Raw genomic sequence first — 16,812 nt, forward strand, 5'->3', positions numbered from 1 at the left:
ACCTGAATGCAGTACCGCACGCTCGGCCGGACCGGGGTCCAGGTCAGCGCACTGTCGCTCGGCGCTATGAACTTCGGTGCGATCGGCCAGACGACACAGCAGGACGCGACGGAAATCATCGACGCCGCGCTGGAGGCAGGTGTGAACTTCGTTGACACCGCGGACTTCTACAGCCAGGGAGAGTCCGAGGAGATGGTCGGTCGGGCCCTCGCCGGTCGGCATCAGGACGTGGTCCTGGCGACCAAGGCGTTCCTGCCGATGGGTGCCGAACGCAACCACCGCGGTTCCTCCCGCCGGTGGTTGATCAGTGCGCTGGATGCCAGCCTGAGCCGGCTGGGCGTCGATCACATTGACCTGTATCAGGTGCATCGCTGGGACCCGAGCACCACCGACGAGGAGACGCTGTCAGCGCTGACCGATCTGCAACGGGCGGGCAAGATCCGCTACTTCGGGTCCTCGACTTTCCCGGCGTACCGGATCGTGCAGGGCCAATGGGCCGCTCGTGAGCACCACCTGGGTCGGTACGTGACCGAACAGTTGAACTATTCGATCCTCAACCGCGGCGCGGAGACCGACGTGCTCCCGGTGACCGAGCAGTACGGACTCGGGGTGCTGGTGTGGAGCCCGCTGTCCTCGGGGTGGCTCTCCGGTGCAGTACGCGCGGGCCGACAGATCGCCACCCACCGGTCGAACGTCATGCCGCAGCGTTTCGACCTCGATGTCCCAGCGAACCGCGCGAAGCTCGACGCCGTCGAACAGATCGCTACGGTCGCAGCCGATGCCGGGTTGACGATGATCCAACTCGCCCTGGGATTCGTGACCGCCCACCCCGGCGTCACGAGCTCGATCATCGGCCCCCGCACGATGGAGCACCTCCAGTCCCAACTCGCGGCCGCCGACACCGTGCTGTCCGCGGACGTCCTGGACGCCATCGACAAGATCGTCGCTCCCGGAGTGGATCTGTCGCCGGAGGAGAAGATGGACACCCGCCCGTCCATCACCGACGCCTCACTCCGGCGGCGCTGATGCCCACCACCGCGCGCCCGAGCTTCGGGATCATGACGCCACCGATGAACGTCGCCTATGAGGACCTGATCCGGGTCTGGCGTGGGGCCGACGAGATTCCGGCGATCGAGCACGCCTGGTTGTTCGATCACCTGATGCCCATCGGTGGCGATCCGAACGGCCCGGCCTTCGAGGGCTGGACCTTGCTTTCAGCGTTGGCCGCGCAGACCCAGCGGCTCCGCATCGGACTGCTCGTGACCAGCAATCGGTTCCGCCCACCCGCGATGCTGGCCAAGATCGCAGCGACCGTCGACGTCGTCTCCGGCGGTCGGCTCGATTTCGGCATCGGCGCCGGGTCCCGTCCGAGCGCTCCGATCGCCCGACGCGAATACGAGGCGCACGGCCTGCCGTTCCACGACGCCGAGCACGCCGTCGGCGCGCTGGGCGAGGCGCTCACAGTCATCACGCGGCTCTGGAGTGCGGACGAACCCTTCGACTTCGACGGCGACCATGTGCATCTGACCGGCGCCTTCGGCAACCCCAAGCCCGTACAGCAACCGCACCCGCCCATCGTGATCGGCGGTGGCGCGACCCCCACACTCCGGGTGGTCGCCCGGTACGCCGATGTATGGAACTTCCAAGGCGGCGACATGGCCGACGGCATTCGTCGAAGCGCTATTCTGGACCGCTTGTGCACCGAGATCGGACGCGACCCCGCCGCCATCGTCCGCTCGACCAACGTGCCGGTCTCCTACGACCGCCCCAGCGACACGCGCGCCGGAATCGAGCAGGTCATGGAGGCCGGATTCGGACACATCGTGCTCATGCTGCCAGCTCCCTATCTCGACAACGTCGCTCAATGGGTCACTGACCAATTCATCACCCCGGCATGCTGATCCCTGACCCTGCATCGCGGTACTGATCGGCAGCGGACAACGACCCCACCGCTGATCCGAATCCCCCGGTCATCTCGGGGGGACGAACCTGCGGCAAGCGTCGTCACCGCCCGGGGCGGCTCATCGCCGCTGCGCGCTCATCGCCGTCCGCGCACATCGCCGCTCCGCGCTCATCCGCGCTGCGCGAGCCAACCGGCGAAGTCGAGCACATCGGGATCCACGGTCCTGGTGCGGGCGAGGTCGGCCTGGTAGGCGTCGGTGTCGACGAACCAGCGGAACATGGCCTTGAGGTCCTCGTCGGGCAGGACGTCGACGGGCAGCTGCTCGAAGCGGGCCGGCCCGCCGAGATGCTCGCCGATGCGGCTCGCCATCTGCTCCCCGGTCAGCTCGTCCCCGGCGATCTCGAGGGTCGACCCGCCGAGAGCATCGGGGCGACCAGTGCGGCTGCGGCGATCACCCCGATGTCGCGCACAGCGATCATCTGCAGCGGTACGTCACCCGGCATCGGCTGGCGCAGCACGAACTCTCCGTCGCCGGCCGCGTCGAGTTGGCCCACGAAGTTGTCCATGAAGAATGCGGGCCGCACGACCACCGACGGCAGCAGCGACTCGAGGTGCTGCTCCACCCGGTACTTGCTCTCGAAGTGCGGCACACCGCTGTCGCGCTCGGCGCCGCCCACCGAGGAGTAGACGACCCGTGGCACGCCGACCTGCGCCGCGACATCGGCGGTGGCGATCCCGCGCCGCACCTCGCCCTCAGTGCCTGAATCATCGGTGAAGGTGGTCATCAGGAACAGCGCGGCAACGCCGGTCAGCGGACCGCGGAGGCTGTCCGGGTCATCCTGGTCGCCGGCGACGACCTCGACCCCGCGGGCCGAGAGGGCCTGTGCCTTTGCCGAGTCCGGCGTGCGGACGATCGCCCGTACGGTCTGTCCGGCGGCGAGCAACGCGTCGACGACTGCGCTGCCCTGCTGGCCGGTGGCGCCGAGGATCGCGATCGGTGCGGTGGTGGTGGGTGTGCTCATGTCATGTCCTTCGTATGGCGAGAGAATGGGATGCTTGACGTCCGATCAAACGGAGGAAATACTCCGCTTATTCCCGCCCGCAGTCAGGAGACACCATGGCCGTTCCGACCTTCCACGAACCCGGCAGCGACATCTACGTCGCCGCCACCGCGCCCCGCAATTCCTCCGGAACCCAGCGGCCGGCGTGGGTGGCGCGAGCGACCGACGCAGCGCAGGTCGGCGACATCGTCCGCGAGGCGGCCCGACGCGGGCTCCGGATCCTGCCGCAGGCGACCGGACACGGAGCGGGCGGAACCGTCGGCGAGGACACGGTCCTGCTCGACACCTCCGGGCTCAGCTCGCTCACCATCGACGCAGGCGGGCACTTCGCCACCGCCGGTGCTGGGCTCACCTGGGGTCGGGTCAACGCGGCCGCGCAGGAGCACGGCCTGCTCGGCCTGGCCGGGTCAGCTGCGAGTGTGAGCATCGCCGGCTACACCTTCGGTGGTGGTATCGGCTGGCTGTCGCGCCCGCACGGGATGGCATCGGCCGCCCTGCGGAGCGTCGACTACGTCGACGGATCCGGTGCACTGCGCAACGCCAGCGACGACGCGGCGGACGCCCTCGACCGCGCGGCGATGTTCGCCGTCCGGGGAGGCGGCGGGGTGGGGATAGCGACGGCGCTGGAGTTCGACCTTGTGGCTGTACCCGAGCTGCACGCGGGTTACCTGCTCTGGCCGGTGGAGGACCTCGACGCGGTCGTGACCGCGTGGTCCGCAGCGATGACCGAGGTCGGGGAAGACGTGGTCCGGCGTCGCGCGGGACGTGGCCGACCGGGCCGGCCAGACCGCCGTCGTGCGGGCCACCCGCACCGGCGAGCTCGGCCGCGGGTCGGAGCAGTTGCAGATGCTCGACACGTTCACCGTCGGAGACCAGCAACGCCTCGCTGACGGCGAATCGGTGATCATCGGCCGCGGACTTGCCCCGTTCGTCGCATACACCCGCGCCACCTACGAACAGCGCGGTTTGCGTCGCCGGATCGGGCAGGAACTTGCCACCGTCAACCGGGACCTCGCCCTCGCCCGGGCGAAGGTCGTCGACGACGCCGACTACGAACGGATGATCTCGGTGTCCGGCGGACCGATGGAGATGCAGAAATGAGCGACCCAGATCCGCGCGGCATGCCAGTCCCCAACCGGGGAGAGGACACCGCAACGCCGCTGGCCAACCTGGCGAAGGATGGCCGGCCGCCGTGGGCCTGGTCGAACTTGACCGACGATGAGGCCGACGAGCTGCACACGTCCCTGCTGTGGTTCGTGGCCACCTGCAACGGCGAGTACGCCGTCGAGCTGAACCACGTGATCCCTGCGTGCTGGTCTGAGCACTCTCGGCTGCGCCACGAGCTACCTGCCCTCTACTGGGCGTGGTGGGCCGCGCACCGCGACCCGACGGGATCCGCGACTGCGGCCCGACGGGTTCTACCGAGAAGTCCTCCCGGCGTTCCAGGGCCGCCTCGACCAGCTCCTCGGCGCGGGCGCGGTGGCGTGCCGCAAGGGCGACCACTTTGGCTTGGCGCCGGACGTCGCCGCCGCGATCCGAGCCGCCGCAGACGGCACCGCCCGGCGCCTGGTCCGACCCGGTGACTGGCGGCGGGCAACGCTCGGCGCTTGACGTCAGACGAAGCGTCGGCGAAACATACTGTCGCTCTGCCGGTCTTCGGCGTAGCATCTGAACAACTTGGGGGTGAGTGATGAAGTTCATTCGGGGGCTTGCCGCAGTTGCGCTGATCGTGGTTGCTGGTTGTTCGAACTCCGGTGCTCAACCGAGCGGTACTGCGTCTGGGTTGCAGAGCAAACCGGTAGTCACCGTCGGCACCGCCTCGACACCTTCGGCTGACGCACCGTTGTCATCGGTCAGCGTGACGGGCACCTCGGCAGCATTCACAACCGGTGGCTCCCCCTCCGCCCGAACAGACTCTGGCGACGGGGTGACCAGCGTTGTCGACGACGCTGATCTGAAGACTTTCGCGGGCACGCAGCGCGAGTACATCGACGCCTATGCAGGCTGCATGCGGGGCAAGGGTGTCCCGGTCGACATTGCCGAGGACGGCACGATGACTTACCCCGGTCTGCCCGCCGATCAGAACACCACTCTGGAACAGGTGCAGCAGCAGTGTCTGGCGGAGGTTGGTGTCATCCAGACCAAGGACTTCACGGACAAGCAGCTGCAGGCTTACTACGACCTGCAGCACGCACAGTGGAAGTGCCTGAGCGACAACGGTTTCTCGGTGCAATCGGCGCAGACGTTCCAGACGTACCGAGACAGGGCACAACAGACAGGCGCTCCGGACTGGAACGTCTTCAACGGCGTCCCCGAGACGGAGGTCGGCGCCGGCCTCTCGAAGTGTCCCAACAAGATCGCTGGATGACGAGGACTGCACCAGGAAGGACGGTCGCCTATCAGACGCAGCTACAGGTGAGCACCAAGTCCATCATCAGTTGCCCACAAAAGGAGTAAACAAACGTGAAGAAAGCATTGCGGTCCATGGCGGTTGTCGTAGCAACCGGCGGTCTCATCCTGGCGGGGTCAGGTATTGCCTCTGCCGCGGTGTCGAAGTCGGGGAGCAAGCTTTGTCCCGGTTCGACGACACCTCAGTCATACCTCCTGTCGCGCACGTCGGGTTCGTCGAACGGTTTCGCCCCGGGTGGTGGAAACTTCACACACAGTGACGGGGTCACCACGAATCACAAGGACTACGGTGCCCTCGGTGGCGGCGCGTGGAAGGTGACCGTGACCGGCGGCATCCTGGACGACGCGGGAACCTACGCGGGTTGCGAACGAGCCTGATCTTCAGACTAACCGAGTGAACGGGGCGGCGCCGGGAGGCGTCGCCCCGTCCCATTGCGCAGAGAGGAAACCCGTCATCGCCGCGGATCAGTCGGGACCACGTCGCTATCGAGCCGTCATCGGCTGGCTAGCGCTCACGCTGGCGGTGGGTGGTGCCGCGTTCTGGGCCGGGACCACGGTCAGCCGGCCGGAAGTCGACCCCCTCGATCAGCCGACCGCGTCGCTGTACACGGTGGTAGCCGGTCAGGTCGGACGCGCCGTGGACGTCTCGGTGACGGTGTCCTGGCCGTCCGGGCGACCGGTGGTATCAGCTGCGACGGGAACAGTCACCACCGTCAATGTGCGGTCAGGGGAGATGGTGAAGGCGGGGGATCAGCTGGTCTCCGTCGATCTGCAGCCATCCTTCGCTGCGGTCGGCACCGTGCCCGCGTTCCGCGACATCGGCCCGGGAGTTCGAGGTGCCGACGTCGAGCAGTTGCAGCAGATGCTGAACACCCTCGGCTATCCGGTCACGGTCACCGGAGTGCACGACGCTCCGTCCATGGCGGCCGCGCGCCGCTGGCAGAAAGCCGTCGGCATCCCAGGGAACGGGATCGTGCGTCGAGGTCAGGTGACCTTCACGCCGACCTTGCCGGTGCGGATAGTAGTACCCGAAGACCTCACTGTCGGCTCGCAGGTGTCCGCGGGCTCACCGGTGGCCACGATCGTCACCGGCGAGCCGAAGTTCACCATTGCGCTGGCCAGCCAGCAGACCGCGCTCATCCCGCAGGACGGGCAGGTGCTGATCAAGCACGGAGCCACGACCTGGGAAGGGGTGGTTTCCAGTTCCGCGGAGGACCGAGAGAACGGCGGGGTGCTCTGGACGGTCACCGACAAGGCCGGGAAGCCGGTGTGCGGATCGGACTGTGACAGCTTGCCGGTGCCCGGACCCACGACGGTGCAGGGCTCGGTGGTGGTTGTTCCGCCCACGCAGGGACCGGTGGTGCCGGTCGCGAGCATCCTCGGTGGCCCGGCCGGATCAGCTGCCGTGGTCCTGGCCGACGGCACCCAGCGCGCCGTCACCGTGCTCGCCACCAGCGGCGGACTGTCGGTCGTCACCGGTATCAACCCGGGGCAGCAGATCCAGCTGTTCGGCGACACCGGATCATGACCTGCCCGAGCATCAGCAGGATCGATCCCACCGTCCGGGCGGCGCCGTGATCGAGCAGACGCCCGTCGAAGTCCGCGGTCTCACCTTCCGCTACCGACGCCGCCAGGCGCCGACGCTCACCGACGTCCAGCACGCGTTCGAACCCGGATGCGTCACCGCGATCACCGGCCCATCCGGCGGCGGCAAGTCGACCCTGTTGTATCTGATCGGGTTGCTCCTCGCGCCGGAGAGCGGCGCCATCGTCGTCGGTGGCGCCGCAGTGGTCGGATCCGATCGCGAACGCAGCCGGATCCGTTCCAGGACCATGGGTTTCGTGTTCCAGGACGCCATGCTGGACCCGTCCCGGACTGTGCTGGCGAACGTGATGGAGGGCGCCGTCTACACGGGCATGGCCGCCGATATCCGCGCCTCACGCTCCCGTGCCTTGCTGGACGAACTCGGTATCGCACATCGAGCCGACCACCGGCCCGGAGAGATCTCCGGCGGGCAGGCGCAACGGGTTGCGCTGTGCCGGGCACTGGTCAAATCACCGCCGGTGATCCTGGCTGACGAACCGACCGGCAACCTTGATCCCGACGCAGCCGACCTCGTGTGGCGCCTCCTGGTCGCGCAGGCACGAGCAGGGTGCACCGTGATCGTCGCGACCCACGATCGCGGCCGCGCCCTTGCCTGCGATCGCCACCTGGACCTGGCAATGACATCGTGAGCACCCACCGGCAACTCGCCGGCGAGCCCCGCCCCACGACTCTGCTTCGTGAGGGCATCGCGGTGACCAGATCCGCGCTCGGAGCCAGCATCACCCTCGCTGTCATCGTGGCTGGGCTATGCGTCGCGGTGTTCGCCACCGCCGGCCGCGCAGCAGCAGCCGAACGCCAGGTCGCCGACCGCATCGAACAGACCGGCACCCGGCTGATCACCGTGCAGTACACCGCGCCGACCGGCACCTTCGATCCCCAGCTGGTCGACCGCGCGGCAGCGCTGACCCAGGTGTCCTGGGCCTTCGGCCTCGGACCGGCCAGCGACGCCGGCCTGGCACTGATGGACGGCCAGGGACGCGCCGTGCCCGCCCGCAGCGTCCACGGATCCCCGCCGCCGGACCTACCGGTGACCGTGGGCCGCTGGCCCGCACCGGGGGAGGCTGTCGTGACCCCCACCAGCCAGCTCAGCACCGGACTCATCAACCCCGCCGGCGCCATCCTCTACCGGGACCAGCCAGTGGCCGTCGTCGGCCAGGTCGACCCCATCGGCACCCTGACCGCCCTCGCGCCGTACATCCTCGTCAACCCCGCCCGCATCGGGCCGCCGGGCACCACAGACGGCACCATCGCAGGCGACGACACCACCGGCATCACCACCCTCTACGTCCTGGCAGACCGAGCCGCCAACGTGCTCGCCGTCCAGGACAGCCTCCAACAGCTCACCGGCACCGACGACACCACCACGTTCACGATCACGGCCTCCCAGACACTGGCAGACCTCGGCATCGCCATCAGCGGAGAGCTCGGCACAGCCGGTCGAGCACAAGCGATCGGCGTTCTCGGCGCGGGTGTTCTCATCATTGCCCTGTCTACCTACGCAGCTGTCTCGAGCCGCAAACGAGACTTCGGTAGGCGCCGGGCCCTCGGCGCCAGCAGAGGCGCCATCATCGGCCTTGTCCTCACCCAGGTAGCGATACCCGCGTTGGCCGGCGCCGTCCTCGGCACTGGAGCTGGGTGGCTCGTCACCCGCGTCATCGGCGCAACTCCCGGCTGGCAATTCGCGCTCGCCGTCGCCGTCCTCGCCGTCACCGCTGCCCTCGCCGCCGCCGTCCCCGTCTCCTGGGCTGCAGCACGCCGGGATCCAGTCCGAATTCTCCGAATCCCTTGACCCACACGGTCTACTGGGACGTCTTGATGACATTCCAACGTCGCTCAACGGGGGTCACCTCGGCGGTGAGCGTCAACCTAGAGAACAGCTCCCTGCTCAATCGCGGTCGCCATATGACACCACCCGAAGATGACCGCGTCCCGGCATCCGAGGATCCTGAGGCAGGACGGTCCATACCTCGCTGCTGGTCTCAATCGGCTGCTCGGAGGCAGGAAGCTGGTCTGTAAAGAGTGAACCGTCCTGAGTCTCCTGGCGGGTGCTGATTCAGCAAGGGTGACTGATCCGATGGCGGCACTGAGGAAGTTCAACGATGAGATGGTAGACAGGGCGGTCCGCATGTATCGGGACCGGCTCGAGCAGGCCGGGCGTCCAAGCTGGCGGCCAGGAAGCACGTCGGGTCGCTGCTGGACATCAACCCGGCGACGATCCGCAACTGGATCGAGGCACAGGAGCGCGCTGTTGGTACGCGTGCTGATGATGCGAGAGTGGTCGAGTCGCAGGAGATCCGGGACCTGAAGCGTGAGAACGCGGAGTTACGTCGCGCGAATGAGATCCTGAAGACAGAATCAGCGTTTTTCGCCGCGGCGGAGCTCGACCGCCGACTCAAGTGATCGTGGACTACATCGATCAGTTCCGGGACCGTTTCGGCGTCGAGTCGATCTGCACCGTGCTCACCGAGCACGATCTGCCGATCGGGTCGAGTACCTACCGGGCTGTCAAGGCCACTCCTGTCACCGACGCGCAGTGGGACGAGGCGCAGCTGGTCAACGCCCTGATCAGCATCTTCCGCGCCAACCGGCGGGTCTTCGGGATCCGCAAGCTGTGGCGGATGATGCACCGCGCCGGCCATCACCTCGGGCGGGACCAGGTCGCCCGGCTGATGCGGATCGCCGGTATCCACGGCGTCGTGCGGGGCCGGCACACCACCCGCACCACCGAACGGGACGCGAAAGCGCCTCGCCACCCGGACCTGGTCAAGCGTCGCTGGAATGATCCGACCGGACCGGATTAGCTGTGGTTGCCGACTTCACCTACGTCTGGACGCTGGCAGGGTTCTGCTACGTCTCGTTCGTGACCGACGTGTACTCCCGCCGCATCCTGGGGTGGCGGGCATCGATGTCCAAGACCACAGACCTCGTACATGCTGCTCTGCAGCAAGCCCTGTTCACCCGCCGACGCAACGACAGTTCCTTCACTGCAACAGGTTTGATCCACCACAGCGACGCCGGCAGTCAAGGCGGATTCAACTGGTCGTCGCAACACCTTCCTGATCATGGAGGTGTCAGATGGCAAGACGTCAGCAGCAGGCAGATCGGGCGATTCGACCGGCGATGCGTTCACCGGGTCGGCCTGCGCCGCCCGGAGACGTGGAGCGCAAGTTCTGGCAACTGATCGCCGGCGGGATGGGCAGCGAATTGTCTGCGGTCGCGGTTGGTGTGTCGGCTCCGGTCAGATCGCGTTGGTTCCGGCACGGTGGCGGGATGCCACCTCTGAGTCTGGCCGAGCCGACCGGTCGTTATCTGTCGTTCGCGGAGCGTGAGGAGTTGGCTCTGCTGCGAGCGCAGGGCCTCGGAGTCCGCGCGATTGCGCGGGCAATGACGCGGGATCCGGGCACCATATCGCGGGAGCTGCGGCGGAACGCAGCGACCCGTGGCGGGAAGCTCAACTACCGGGCCTCGGTTGCGAAGTGGAAGGCGGAGGCTGCTGCGAAACGGCCCAAGCCGGCGAAGTTGATCACAAATCCGCGGCTGAAAGAGTATGTGCAACAACGCCTCAGCGGTCAGCTGCAACGCCCGGACGGGACCGTCGCACCTGGTCCCAAAACCTGCCGTCGGTGTCGACGGCGCCGGCCAGCCGTCCGGCGACGCGGGCTTCCTCGACCTCGTCATCCTGGATGTGCGCCGACCAGGGCACGTGCGTCTCGGTGATCAGGTCGAGTCCTTCGGCCTGGATCGGCGGCGGCGCGTTGCTGCTGCTCGTGCTCCACCAGCATCGCGGTGCTGCACGCCCCGCCTGCACCGCCGTTCCCGGATTCGCTGCGCGGCACGACGGTCCTGCACCTGGCGGTCGCCGCAAGCCGCGGCGCCGCCGGCGCGCGGCCGTTGCTCGACGCAGTCCGCGCTGCCGCTGTTCCGGCCGTCGACACGTGGGGAGCGTCGGATGCGGCTCGGCTCGCGCAGATCCATCTGGATCCCCCGAGCGCCACTCCGGCACTCGGTGACGCCCGCTGGCTCACCGCCGGCACGCCCGGGCGTGCGGGCGACATCCTGTCCACGGCAGTGGCCGACGATTCACCCGTGGTGATGCTGGAGATCCGCGGTGTCGGCAGCGACGCCGCTGCGCGACCCGGCGCACAGACCACCGGTGCGGGCCCGTTCATCGTGCACGGCGTCGCCCCGCTGCGGGCACCCGAGGCGCGGCCGGGTATCGCGCACGCCTTCGACGAACTACGCCGCATCGTCGAACCGGTCGATGCGGGGTACAGCGTCGGATCCTGGGTGGAGGGGGCGACCTCGGTCCCTGACGCCCTGCCCGTTCCGATCCGGCGACAGGTCGCGGCCACCGCCGACGCGGTGGACCCGACCGGCATCATCCACCGGTATCGCTTCCTGACCTGATCCGGTCGCGGCTACCGGGGGGCGAGACCGTCGAGGTAGTGGCCGAGCAGGCGGCGGCAGACGGTGTCCCAGGCGCGGTCCGGCTCCCGCGGCTGGGCCAGCATCGCTCCGAACACCACGATGTCCCGCGCGGTCAGGTCGGCCTTGAGCGTGCCGTCCTTCCGTCCTCGCTCCAGCACCCGCTCGAGGACCTTCTCGACCTCCGACCGCAGCGCACCCGTGGCAGGTGCGGTGACCGGGGGGCCACCATGCAGCGGCAGCACCAACTCGTTGCGCTGGGAGATGGCCGCGTCCACGAACCGGCGCAGCACCTCGACCGGCGAGCTTCCGAGCCGTTCGGCCTCACGGGCATTGGCCAGCACCCGCTCGAACGAGTCGTGGGTCAGCCGGCGCAGCAGGTCCTCCCGCGTCGGGAAGTGCCGGTAGAACGTGCCGATACCGACTCCGGCGTCGGCGGCGATGGTGCTGAGCGGAACCTTGAGGCCGTCGCGGTGGATCGCCGCCGTCGCCGCCTGCAACAGGACCGCTTCGTTGCGCTGGGCGTCGCTGCGCCTCACGACGACAGCGACAGGAGTACTGCGTCGGCCGGCCACGACCCCATTGAACCGCCCCGAGTGCGGTCATGCCAGAAATACGGACGAAATCCTCCGCACCGAGGACGGCCGATGACCGGTGGTCACCGCCGCGGACGCCACCACGATGCATGCTGCTCGCACTCCTGCGTGGCACCGTCGAAGGCTCCCGCAGGTCCATTCCGCAGCTGCGCTCATCCTCGCGCCACACCGATCGGCGGTTCGGTGCCAGTGGCCAGCTGGTCGCGATGGAAGGCGGCCGCAGCGTCGATCAGATGGGACAGCTCGTCGCGGGTGGCGATGAGTTCGGCGATCTGGCCGCTGATGCGGGTGAACTCGCGGTCCATCAGGTCCACGGTGTGGCGGGTGATCTCCCGCGAAGGGGCGTCCACGCAGGGCAACAACGAGGCGATCGTCGAGCTGGACAGTCCCGCGCTGTAGAACTGGCGGAGCAGCCGTACCCGCGCCGGGGCATCGGTGCTGTAGGTCCGCTGGTCACCGGCGGTCCGCTGGGCGTGCAACAGGCCCTGCTCTTCGTAGTAGCGCAGAGAACGCACGCTCGCGCCGGTCTGCCGTGCCAACTCGCCGATGCGCACCGTGACTCCGATCATAGTTCCTACTCCTGACGTCAGTGTCAGGTCCTAGCGTCGAGGGTAGCGCCAACTGACGCCGACACTCGTACCGGTAGGAGAAATTGATGAACATCGAAGGATCAGTGGCACTGGTCACCGGAGCCAACCGCGGATTGGGTCGCCACTTCGCCGAGCAGTTGCTCGAACGTGGAGCGGCGAAGGTTTACGCGACCGCCCGCAAGCCGGAGTCGATCACCACCCCTGGGATCGAGTTCCTCACGGTGGATCTGCTCGACCAGGCCACCATTGACGCGGCCGCAGCCGCAGCGGGTGATGTGACCTTGCTGATCAACAATGCCGGTGTCTCGACCGGCGAGAACCTCATCCGTGGTGAGCTGTCCGAAATTCGCCGGGAGATGGACACCCACTTCTTCGGCACCCTCGCCATGACGCGTGCCTTCGCCGACATCCTCGCCCGCAACGGCGGCGGCGCGGTCATCAACGTCCTCTCAGCGTTGTCCTGGTTCTCCTGGAACGGAGCGACCTCGTATTCCGCGGCCAAGGCCGCCGAATGGGGCCTGACCAATGGCACCCGGGTGGAGCTCACCGAGCAGGGCACCCAGGTGCTCGGAGTGCATCTGGGTGCAGCGGACACCGACATGATGTCCGGCTACGAGGGCCCGCTGCTGGCTCCGGCCGATGTGGTCCGCGCTGCTCTGGACGGGCTGGCAGCCGGGTCGGTCGAGGTCGTCGTGGACGAGTGGAGCCGCACGGTGAAGGCGTCCCTGGCCGAAGATCCCGCAGCGTTCTACGCCCAGGTCGCCGCCATGAACACCTGAGGATCATCACGCTGATCCCGACCGCTCCGCCCACCACGTGGCCTCGCCTGGTTGCCCAGCCCGGTCGAGGCCCGCCGCTGGCTCACCGGTCGGCGCCCGCCGTTCCCACATAGGCGGCCAGGTGCTGACCGGTGAGGGTGGACCGGTCGGCGATCAGCGCCGCCGGGGTGCCTTCGAACACCACCTGCCCGCCGTCGTGCCCAGCGCCCGGCCCGAGGTCGATGATCCAGTCGGCGTGCGCCATCACTGCCTGGTGGTGCTCGATCACGATCACCGACTTCCCGGAGTCCACCAATCGGTCCAGCATCGCCAGCAAATTCTGCACGTCGGCCAGGTGCAGTCCGGTGCTCGGCTCGTCGAGCACGTAGATGTCGCCCTTGTCGGCCATCTGGGTGGCCAGCTTCAGGCGCTGGCGCTCGCCGCCCGACAGCGTGGTGAGCGGTTGCCCGAGGGTGACGTAGCCGAGCCCGACGTCGACCAGTCGTTCCAGGATCTTGTGTGCCGCAGGGGTTTTCGCCTCTCCATCGGCGAAGAACTCGACAGCGGTGGACACCGGCATGGCCAGCACTTCGCTGATGTCCTTGCCGCCCAGGTGGTGCTCGAGCACCGAGGCGTCGAAGCGCTTGCCGTCGCACTGTTCGCAGGTGCTGGCAACGCTCGCCATCATGCCGAGGTCGGTGAACACCACCCCGGCACCGTTGCAGGTGGGGCAGGCGCCCTCGGAGTTGGAGCTGAACAGTGCCGGCTTCACGCCGTTCGCCTTCGCGAACGCCTTGCGGATCGGCTCCAGCAGACCGGTGTAGGTCGCCGGGTTGCTCCGCCGGGAGCCCTTGATCGCGGCCTGGTCGACGGTCACCACCCCGTCCAGACCTGCCACCGAGCCGTTGATCAGCGAGCTCTTGCCGGAACCCGCGACACCGGTCAGCACCACCAGCACCCCCAGTGGGATGTCGACGTCCACGGCCTGCAGGTTGTTCTCGTCGGCCCCGCGGACCTGCAGTGCACCATCGGATTCCCGGACCTCGCTCTTGAGCTGGGCCCGGTCGTCGAAGTGCCGGCCGGTCAGCGTGTCGCTGGTCCGCAGCCCCTCGACGTCGCCCTCGAACACCACCTCACCACCCGCGGTCCCGGCGAGCGGACCCAGGTCGACGACGTGGTCGGCGATCGCGATCGTCTCGGGCTTGTGCTCCACCACCAGCACGGTGTTCCCCTTGTCCCGCAGCTGGATCAGCAGCTGGTTCATCCGATCGATGTCGTGCGGGTGCAGGCCGATCGTGGGTTCGTCGAACACGTAGGTGACGTCCGTCAGCGGGGATCCCAGGTGCCGGATCATCTTGGTGCGCTGGGACTCTCCCCCCGACAACGTGCCGGTCGAGCGGTCGAGCGACAAATATCCCAGACCGATGTCGACGAAGGAGTCCAGGGTGTCGCCGAGGGCGTCCAGCAGCGGCGTGACGAGGGGTTCGTCCAACGCGCGGATCCAGGCGGCGAGGTCGGTGATCTGCATGGCCGAGGCATCAGCGATGTTGCTGCCCTTGATCTTCGACTTCCTGGCGTGTTCAGCGAGCCGGGTACCGGCGCACTCGGGGCAGGTCTGGAAGGTGATGGCCCGCTCGACGAAGGCCCGGATGTGCGGCTGCATCGCCTCGACATCCTTGGCCAGGAAGGACTTCTGGATGGCCGGAACCAGACCGGAGTAGGTCAGGTTGATGCCCTCGACCTTGATCTTGGTCGGTTCCCGGTACAGCAGGTCCTGCATTTCCTTCTTGGTGTACTTGCGGATCGGCTTGTCGGGATCGAAGTAGCCGCAGCCGCGGAAGATCCGCCCGAACCAGCCCTCCATCGAGTAACCGGGGATGGTGAGGGCGCCTTCGTTGAGCGACTTGGAGTCGTCGTACAGAGCGGTGAGATCGAAGTCGGTGACGGCGCCGCGGCCCTCGCAGCGCGGGCACATGCCGCCGGTGATGCTGAACGATCTGCGCTCCTTGACCGTCTGGCCCGCCTTCTGGGTGGTGACGGCCCCCGAGCCGCTGATCGAGGCGACGTTGAAGGAGAACGCCTGGGGCGGACCGACATGCGGGGTGCCGAGCCGCGAGAAGACGATCCGCAGCATCGCACCGGCATCGGTGGCGGTGCCGACGGTCGAGCGCGGGTTCGCGCCCATCCGCTCCTGGTCGACGATGATGGCGGTGGTGAGTCCGTCGAGCAGATCGACGTCCGGCCGGGCCGGCGTCGGCATGAAGTTCTGCAGGAACGCACTGTAGGTCTCGTTGATCAGCCGCTGGGACTCGGCGGCGATGGTGCCGAACACCAGCGAGCTCTTGCCGGATCCGGACACCCCGGTAAAGACCGTCAGCCGGCGTTTGGGGATGACGACGCTGATGTTCTTGAGGTTGTTCTCCCGCGCCCCCTGCACCCGGATCAGATCGTGACTGTCGGCGGCGTGCGACGTGGTGGACTTCGTGCTCACTGGGACTCCCTGGGCAGGCGCCCCCGGACGTCGGCGCTGCTCAACGCTAACGGATGCCTGCGTGAGCTCAGCGGTGTTCCTGCAGCCGGATGAGGTTCCCGGCCGGATCGCGCAGCGCACAGTCCCGGATGCCGTAGGGCTGGTCGATCGGTTCCTGCACGATCTCGACGCCGGCGGCCTCGAGCTGCGCGAACGTCGCGTCCAGATCGGTGGTGCCGAACACGATGGCGGCGAACGACCCCTTGGCCATCATTTCCTCGATGGTGCCTTTCTCGGTGTCCGTCAGCCCGGGGTCGACTGCGGGCGGAGTCAGCACGATGGCGGTGTTCTGGCCGGGCGGGCCGACGGTGATCCAGCGCATGGTGCCCTGGCCGACGTCGAGCCGGACCTCGAATCCGAGGGCGTCCCGGTAGAAGCGCAGTGACGCATCGGGATCGGTGTGCGGGAGGAAGCTGGAGGCGATGGTGATGTCCATGCCGCTCACGCTAGTTCCGACGACAGCGCTGGGCCTTCTTGATTCCTGACCGGTCTCGTGACCTGCTTCGTGATGCAGGACGGCGCCTCGGCGCTCCCGCCCACCGAAGCAGCACGGTAGGCGCTCGGCGACATCCCGACCAATTCGGAGAACCGGGTGCTGAAGGTGCCGAGTGAGTTGCAGCCCACCGAGAAACAGATCTCGGTGACGCTCATCGTGGTGCCGCGGAGCAGGGACATCGCACGTTCGATCCGGCGGGTCATCAGGTAGGAGTAGGGCGACTCCCCGTAGGCGAGTTTGAACTGTCTGCTCAGGTGCCCCGCCGACAGGTGGACGCCCCTGGCCAGCGCCTCCACGTCCAGTGGCTGGGCATAGTCCCGATCCATCCGGTCGCGCACCTTGCGCAGCAGCACGAGCTCGCGCAGCTGCTGCGCGCGTGCCGCATCGGTGGCCATGGGTCCGACTCTGCCACGTGACCCCAGCCGGAGTTCGAGGGTGC

General features: G+C 67.8%; 17 protein-coding genes, 2 pseudogenes and 1 other annotated feature. Of the genes and pseudogenes, 12 read left to right on the top strand and 7 right to left on the bottom strand.

Going from position 1 to position 16,812, the window contains the following annotated elements; genetic code table 11:
* The first annotated feature begins 6 nt into the window (after positions 1-6).
* Positions 7-1,026, top strand: a complete 1,020-nt coding sequence (locus tag ABLG96_RS20850) for an aldo/keto reductase (RefSeq protein WP_353649218.1) — start codon at positions 7-9, stop codon at positions 1,024-1,026.
* Positions 1,026-1,901, top strand: a complete 876-nt coding sequence (locus tag ABLG96_RS20855; RefSeq protein WP_353649219.1) for an LLM class flavin-dependent oxidoreductase — start codon at positions 1,026-1,028, stop codon at positions 1,899-1,901. The genes ABLG96_RS20850 and ABLG96_RS20855 overlap by 1 nt, the downstream gene beginning before the upstream one ends.
* Before the next feature lie 170 nt (positions 1,902-2,071).
* Here ABLG96_RS20855 and ABLG96_RS20860 read toward each other — a convergent pair whose 3' ends face one another.
* A complete protein-coding gene (locus ABLG96_RS20860; RefSeq protein WP_353649220.1) occupies positions 2,072-2,272 on the bottom strand; it encodes a hypothetical protein in 201 nt (66 codons plus the stop codon).
* Between the two features lie 11 nt (positions 2,273-2,283).
* A complete protein-coding gene (locus ABLG96_RS20865; RefSeq protein ID WP_353649221.1) occupies positions 2,284-2,925 on the bottom strand; it encodes an NmrA/HSCARG family protein in 642 nt (213 codons plus the stop codon).
* A 95-nt stretch (positions 2,926-3,020) separates the two neighbouring features.
* Between ABLG96_RS20865 and ABLG96_RS20870 the strand changes: the two genes are divergently transcribed.
* The 9 genes and pseudogenes from ABLG96_RS20870 to ABLG96_RS20910 all read left to right on the top strand — a co-directional run bounded on the left by ABLG96_RS20870 (position 3,021) and on the right by ABLG96_RS20910 (position 11,385).
* Entirely contained in the window at positions 3,021-3,854 is an 834-nt protein-coding gene (locus tag ABLG96_RS20870; protein WP_353649222.1) for an FAD-binding oxidoreductase, read from the top strand.
* Entirely contained in the window at positions 3,811-4,065 is a 255-nt protein-coding gene (locus ABLG96_RS20875) for a hypothetical protein (RefSeq protein WP_353649223.1), read from the top strand. Before ABLG96_RS20870 ends, ABLG96_RS20875 begins: the two co-directional genes overlap by 44 nt.
* Positions 4,066-4,891: 826 nt before the next feature.
* Positions 4,892-5,332, top strand: a complete 441-nt coding sequence (locus ABLG96_RS20880; protein WP_353649224.1) for a hypothetical protein — start codon at positions 4,892-4,894, stop codon at positions 5,330-5,332.
* 435 nt (positions 5,333-5,767) lie between these two features.
* Positions 5,768-6,901: a peptidoglycan-binding domain-containing protein gene (locus ABLG96_RS20885; protein ID WP_353649225.1), complete on the top strand. Its 1,134-nt coding sequence runs from the start codon at positions 5,768-5,770 to the stop codon at positions 6,899-6,901.
* Between the two features lie 46 nt (positions 6,902-6,947).
* Entirely contained in the window at positions 6,948-7,607 is a 660-nt protein-coding gene (locus tag ABLG96_RS20890) for an ATP-binding cassette domain-containing protein (RefSeq protein WP_353649226.1), read from the top strand.
* Positions 7,604-8,767, top strand: coding sequence for an FtsX-like permease family protein (locus tag ABLG96_RS20895; protein WP_353649227.1), 1,164 nt, complete (start codon positions 7,604-7,606; stop codon positions 8,765-8,767). Before ABLG96_RS20890 ends, ABLG96_RS20895 begins: the two co-directional genes overlap by 4 nt.
* Before the next feature lie 285 nt (positions 8,768-9,052).
* Positions 9,053-10,003: pseudogene (locus tag ABLG96_RS20900) on the top strand (IS3 family transposase); the annotation flags it as partial.
* Positions 9,336-9,467, top strand: a sequence feature (AL1L pseudoknot). (Overlaps the previous pseudogene by 132 nt.)
* 50 nt (positions 10,004-10,053) lie before the next feature.
* Positions 10,054-10,569, top strand: a pseudogene (locus ABLG96_RS20905) (helix-turn-helix domain-containing protein); the annotation flags it as partial.
* A 195-nt stretch (positions 10,570-10,764) separates the two neighbouring features.
* Positions 10,765-11,385, top strand: coding sequence for a hypothetical protein (locus ABLG96_RS20910; RefSeq protein ID WP_353649228.1), 621 nt, complete (start codon positions 10,765-10,767; stop codon positions 11,383-11,385).
* An 11-nt stretch (positions 11,386-11,396) separates the two neighbouring features.
* Here the strand turns inward: ABLG96_RS20910 and ABLG96_RS20915 are convergent, their stop codons facing one another.
* Together ABLG96_RS20915 and ABLG96_RS20920 are read right to left on the bottom strand one after the other, a co-directional pair.
* Positions 11,397-11,978, bottom strand: coding sequence for a TetR/AcrR family transcriptional regulator (locus ABLG96_RS20915; protein ID WP_353649229.1), 582 nt, complete (start codon positions 11,976-11,978; stop codon positions 11,397-11,399).
* A 173-nt stretch (positions 11,979-12,151) separates the two neighbouring features.
* Complete coding sequence (locus tag ABLG96_RS20920; protein ID WP_353649230.1) at positions 12,152-12,568, bottom strand: MerR family transcriptional regulator; 417 nt, start codon at positions 12,566-12,568, stop codon at positions 12,152-12,154.
* An 86-nt stretch (positions 12,569-12,654) separates the two neighbouring features.
* Between ABLG96_RS20920 and ABLG96_RS20925 the strand changes: the two genes are divergently transcribed.
* Entirely contained in the window at positions 12,655-13,368 is a 714-nt protein-coding gene (locus ABLG96_RS20925; protein WP_353649231.1) for an SDR family oxidoreductase, read from the top strand.
* 82 nt (positions 13,369-13,450) lie between these two features.
* Here ABLG96_RS20925 and ABLG96_RS20930 read toward each other — a convergent pair whose 3' ends face one another.
* The 3 genes from ABLG96_RS20930 to ABLG96_RS20940 form a co-directional block, all read right to left on the bottom strand.
* Positions 13,451-15,838 carry an excinuclease ABC subunit UvrA gene (locus ABLG96_RS20930; RefSeq protein WP_353649232.1) on the bottom strand — a complete coding sequence of 796 codons (2,388 nt, stop codon included), beginning with the start codon at positions 15,836-15,838 and terminating at the stop codon, positions 13,451-13,453.
* Positions 15,839-15,905: 67 nt separating this feature from the next.
* Positions 15,906-16,313, bottom strand: a complete 408-nt coding sequence (locus ABLG96_RS20935; protein WP_353649233.1) for a VOC family protein — start codon at positions 16,311-16,313, stop codon at positions 15,906-15,908.
* Positions 16,314-16,318: 5 nt separating this feature from the next.
* The gene (locus ABLG96_RS20940; RefSeq protein WP_353649234.1) at positions 16,319-16,768 is read right to left on the bottom strand and encodes a helix-turn-helix transcriptional regulator; all 450 of its coding nucleotides are present in this window, start codon (positions 16,766-16,768) and stop codon (positions 16,319-16,321) included.
* Positions 16,769-16,812: the final 44 nt, after the last annotated feature.

It is taken from the genome of Nakamurella sp. A5-74 (assembly GCF_040438885.1).
GTDB lineage: Bacteria > Actinomycetota > Actinomycetes > Mycobacteriales > Nakamurellaceae > Nakamurella.

Bases quoted from the DNA above. Each gene is read 5' to 3' on its own strand.
- ABLG96_RS20935 (WP_353649233.1), bottom strand. From the start codon at position 16,313: ATGGACATCACCATCGCCTCCAGCTTCCTCCCGCACACCGATCCCGAT.
- ABLG96_RS20925 (WP_353649231.1), top strand. From the start codon at position 12,655: ATGAACATCGAAGGATCAGTGGCACTGGTCACCGGAGCCAACCGCGGA.
- ABLG96_RS20855 (WP_353649219.1), top strand. From the start codon at position 1,026: ATGCCCACCACCGCGCGCCCGAGCTTCGGGATCATGACGCCACCGATG.
- ABLG96_RS20865 (WP_353649221.1), bottom strand. From the start codon at position 2,925: ATGAGCACACCCACCACCACCGCACCGATCGCGATCCTCGGCGCCACC.
- ABLG96_RS20850 (WP_353649218.1), top strand. From the start codon at position 7: ATGCAGTACCGCACGCTCGGCCGGACCGGGGTCCAGGTCAGCGCACTG.
- ABLG96_RS20860 (WP_353649220.1), bottom strand. From the start codon at position 2,272: ATGGCGAGCCGCATCGGCGAGCATCTCGGCGGGCCGGCCCGCTTCGAG.
- ABLG96_RS20875 (WP_353649223.1), top strand. From the start codon at position 3,811: ATGCTCGACACGTTCACCGTCGGAGACCAGCAACGCCTCGCTGACGGC.
- ABLG96_RS20870 (WP_353649222.1), top strand. From the start codon at position 3,021: ATGGCCGTTCCGACCTTCCACGAACCCGGCAGCGACATCTACGTCGCC.
- ABLG96_RS20920 (WP_353649230.1), bottom strand. From the start codon at position 12,568: ATGATCGGAGTCACGGTGCGCATCGGCGAGTTGGCACGGCAGACCGGC.
- ABLG96_RS20940 (WP_353649234.1), bottom strand. From the start codon at position 16,768: ATGGCCACCGATGCGGCACGCGCGCAGCAGCTGCGCGAGCTCGTGCTG.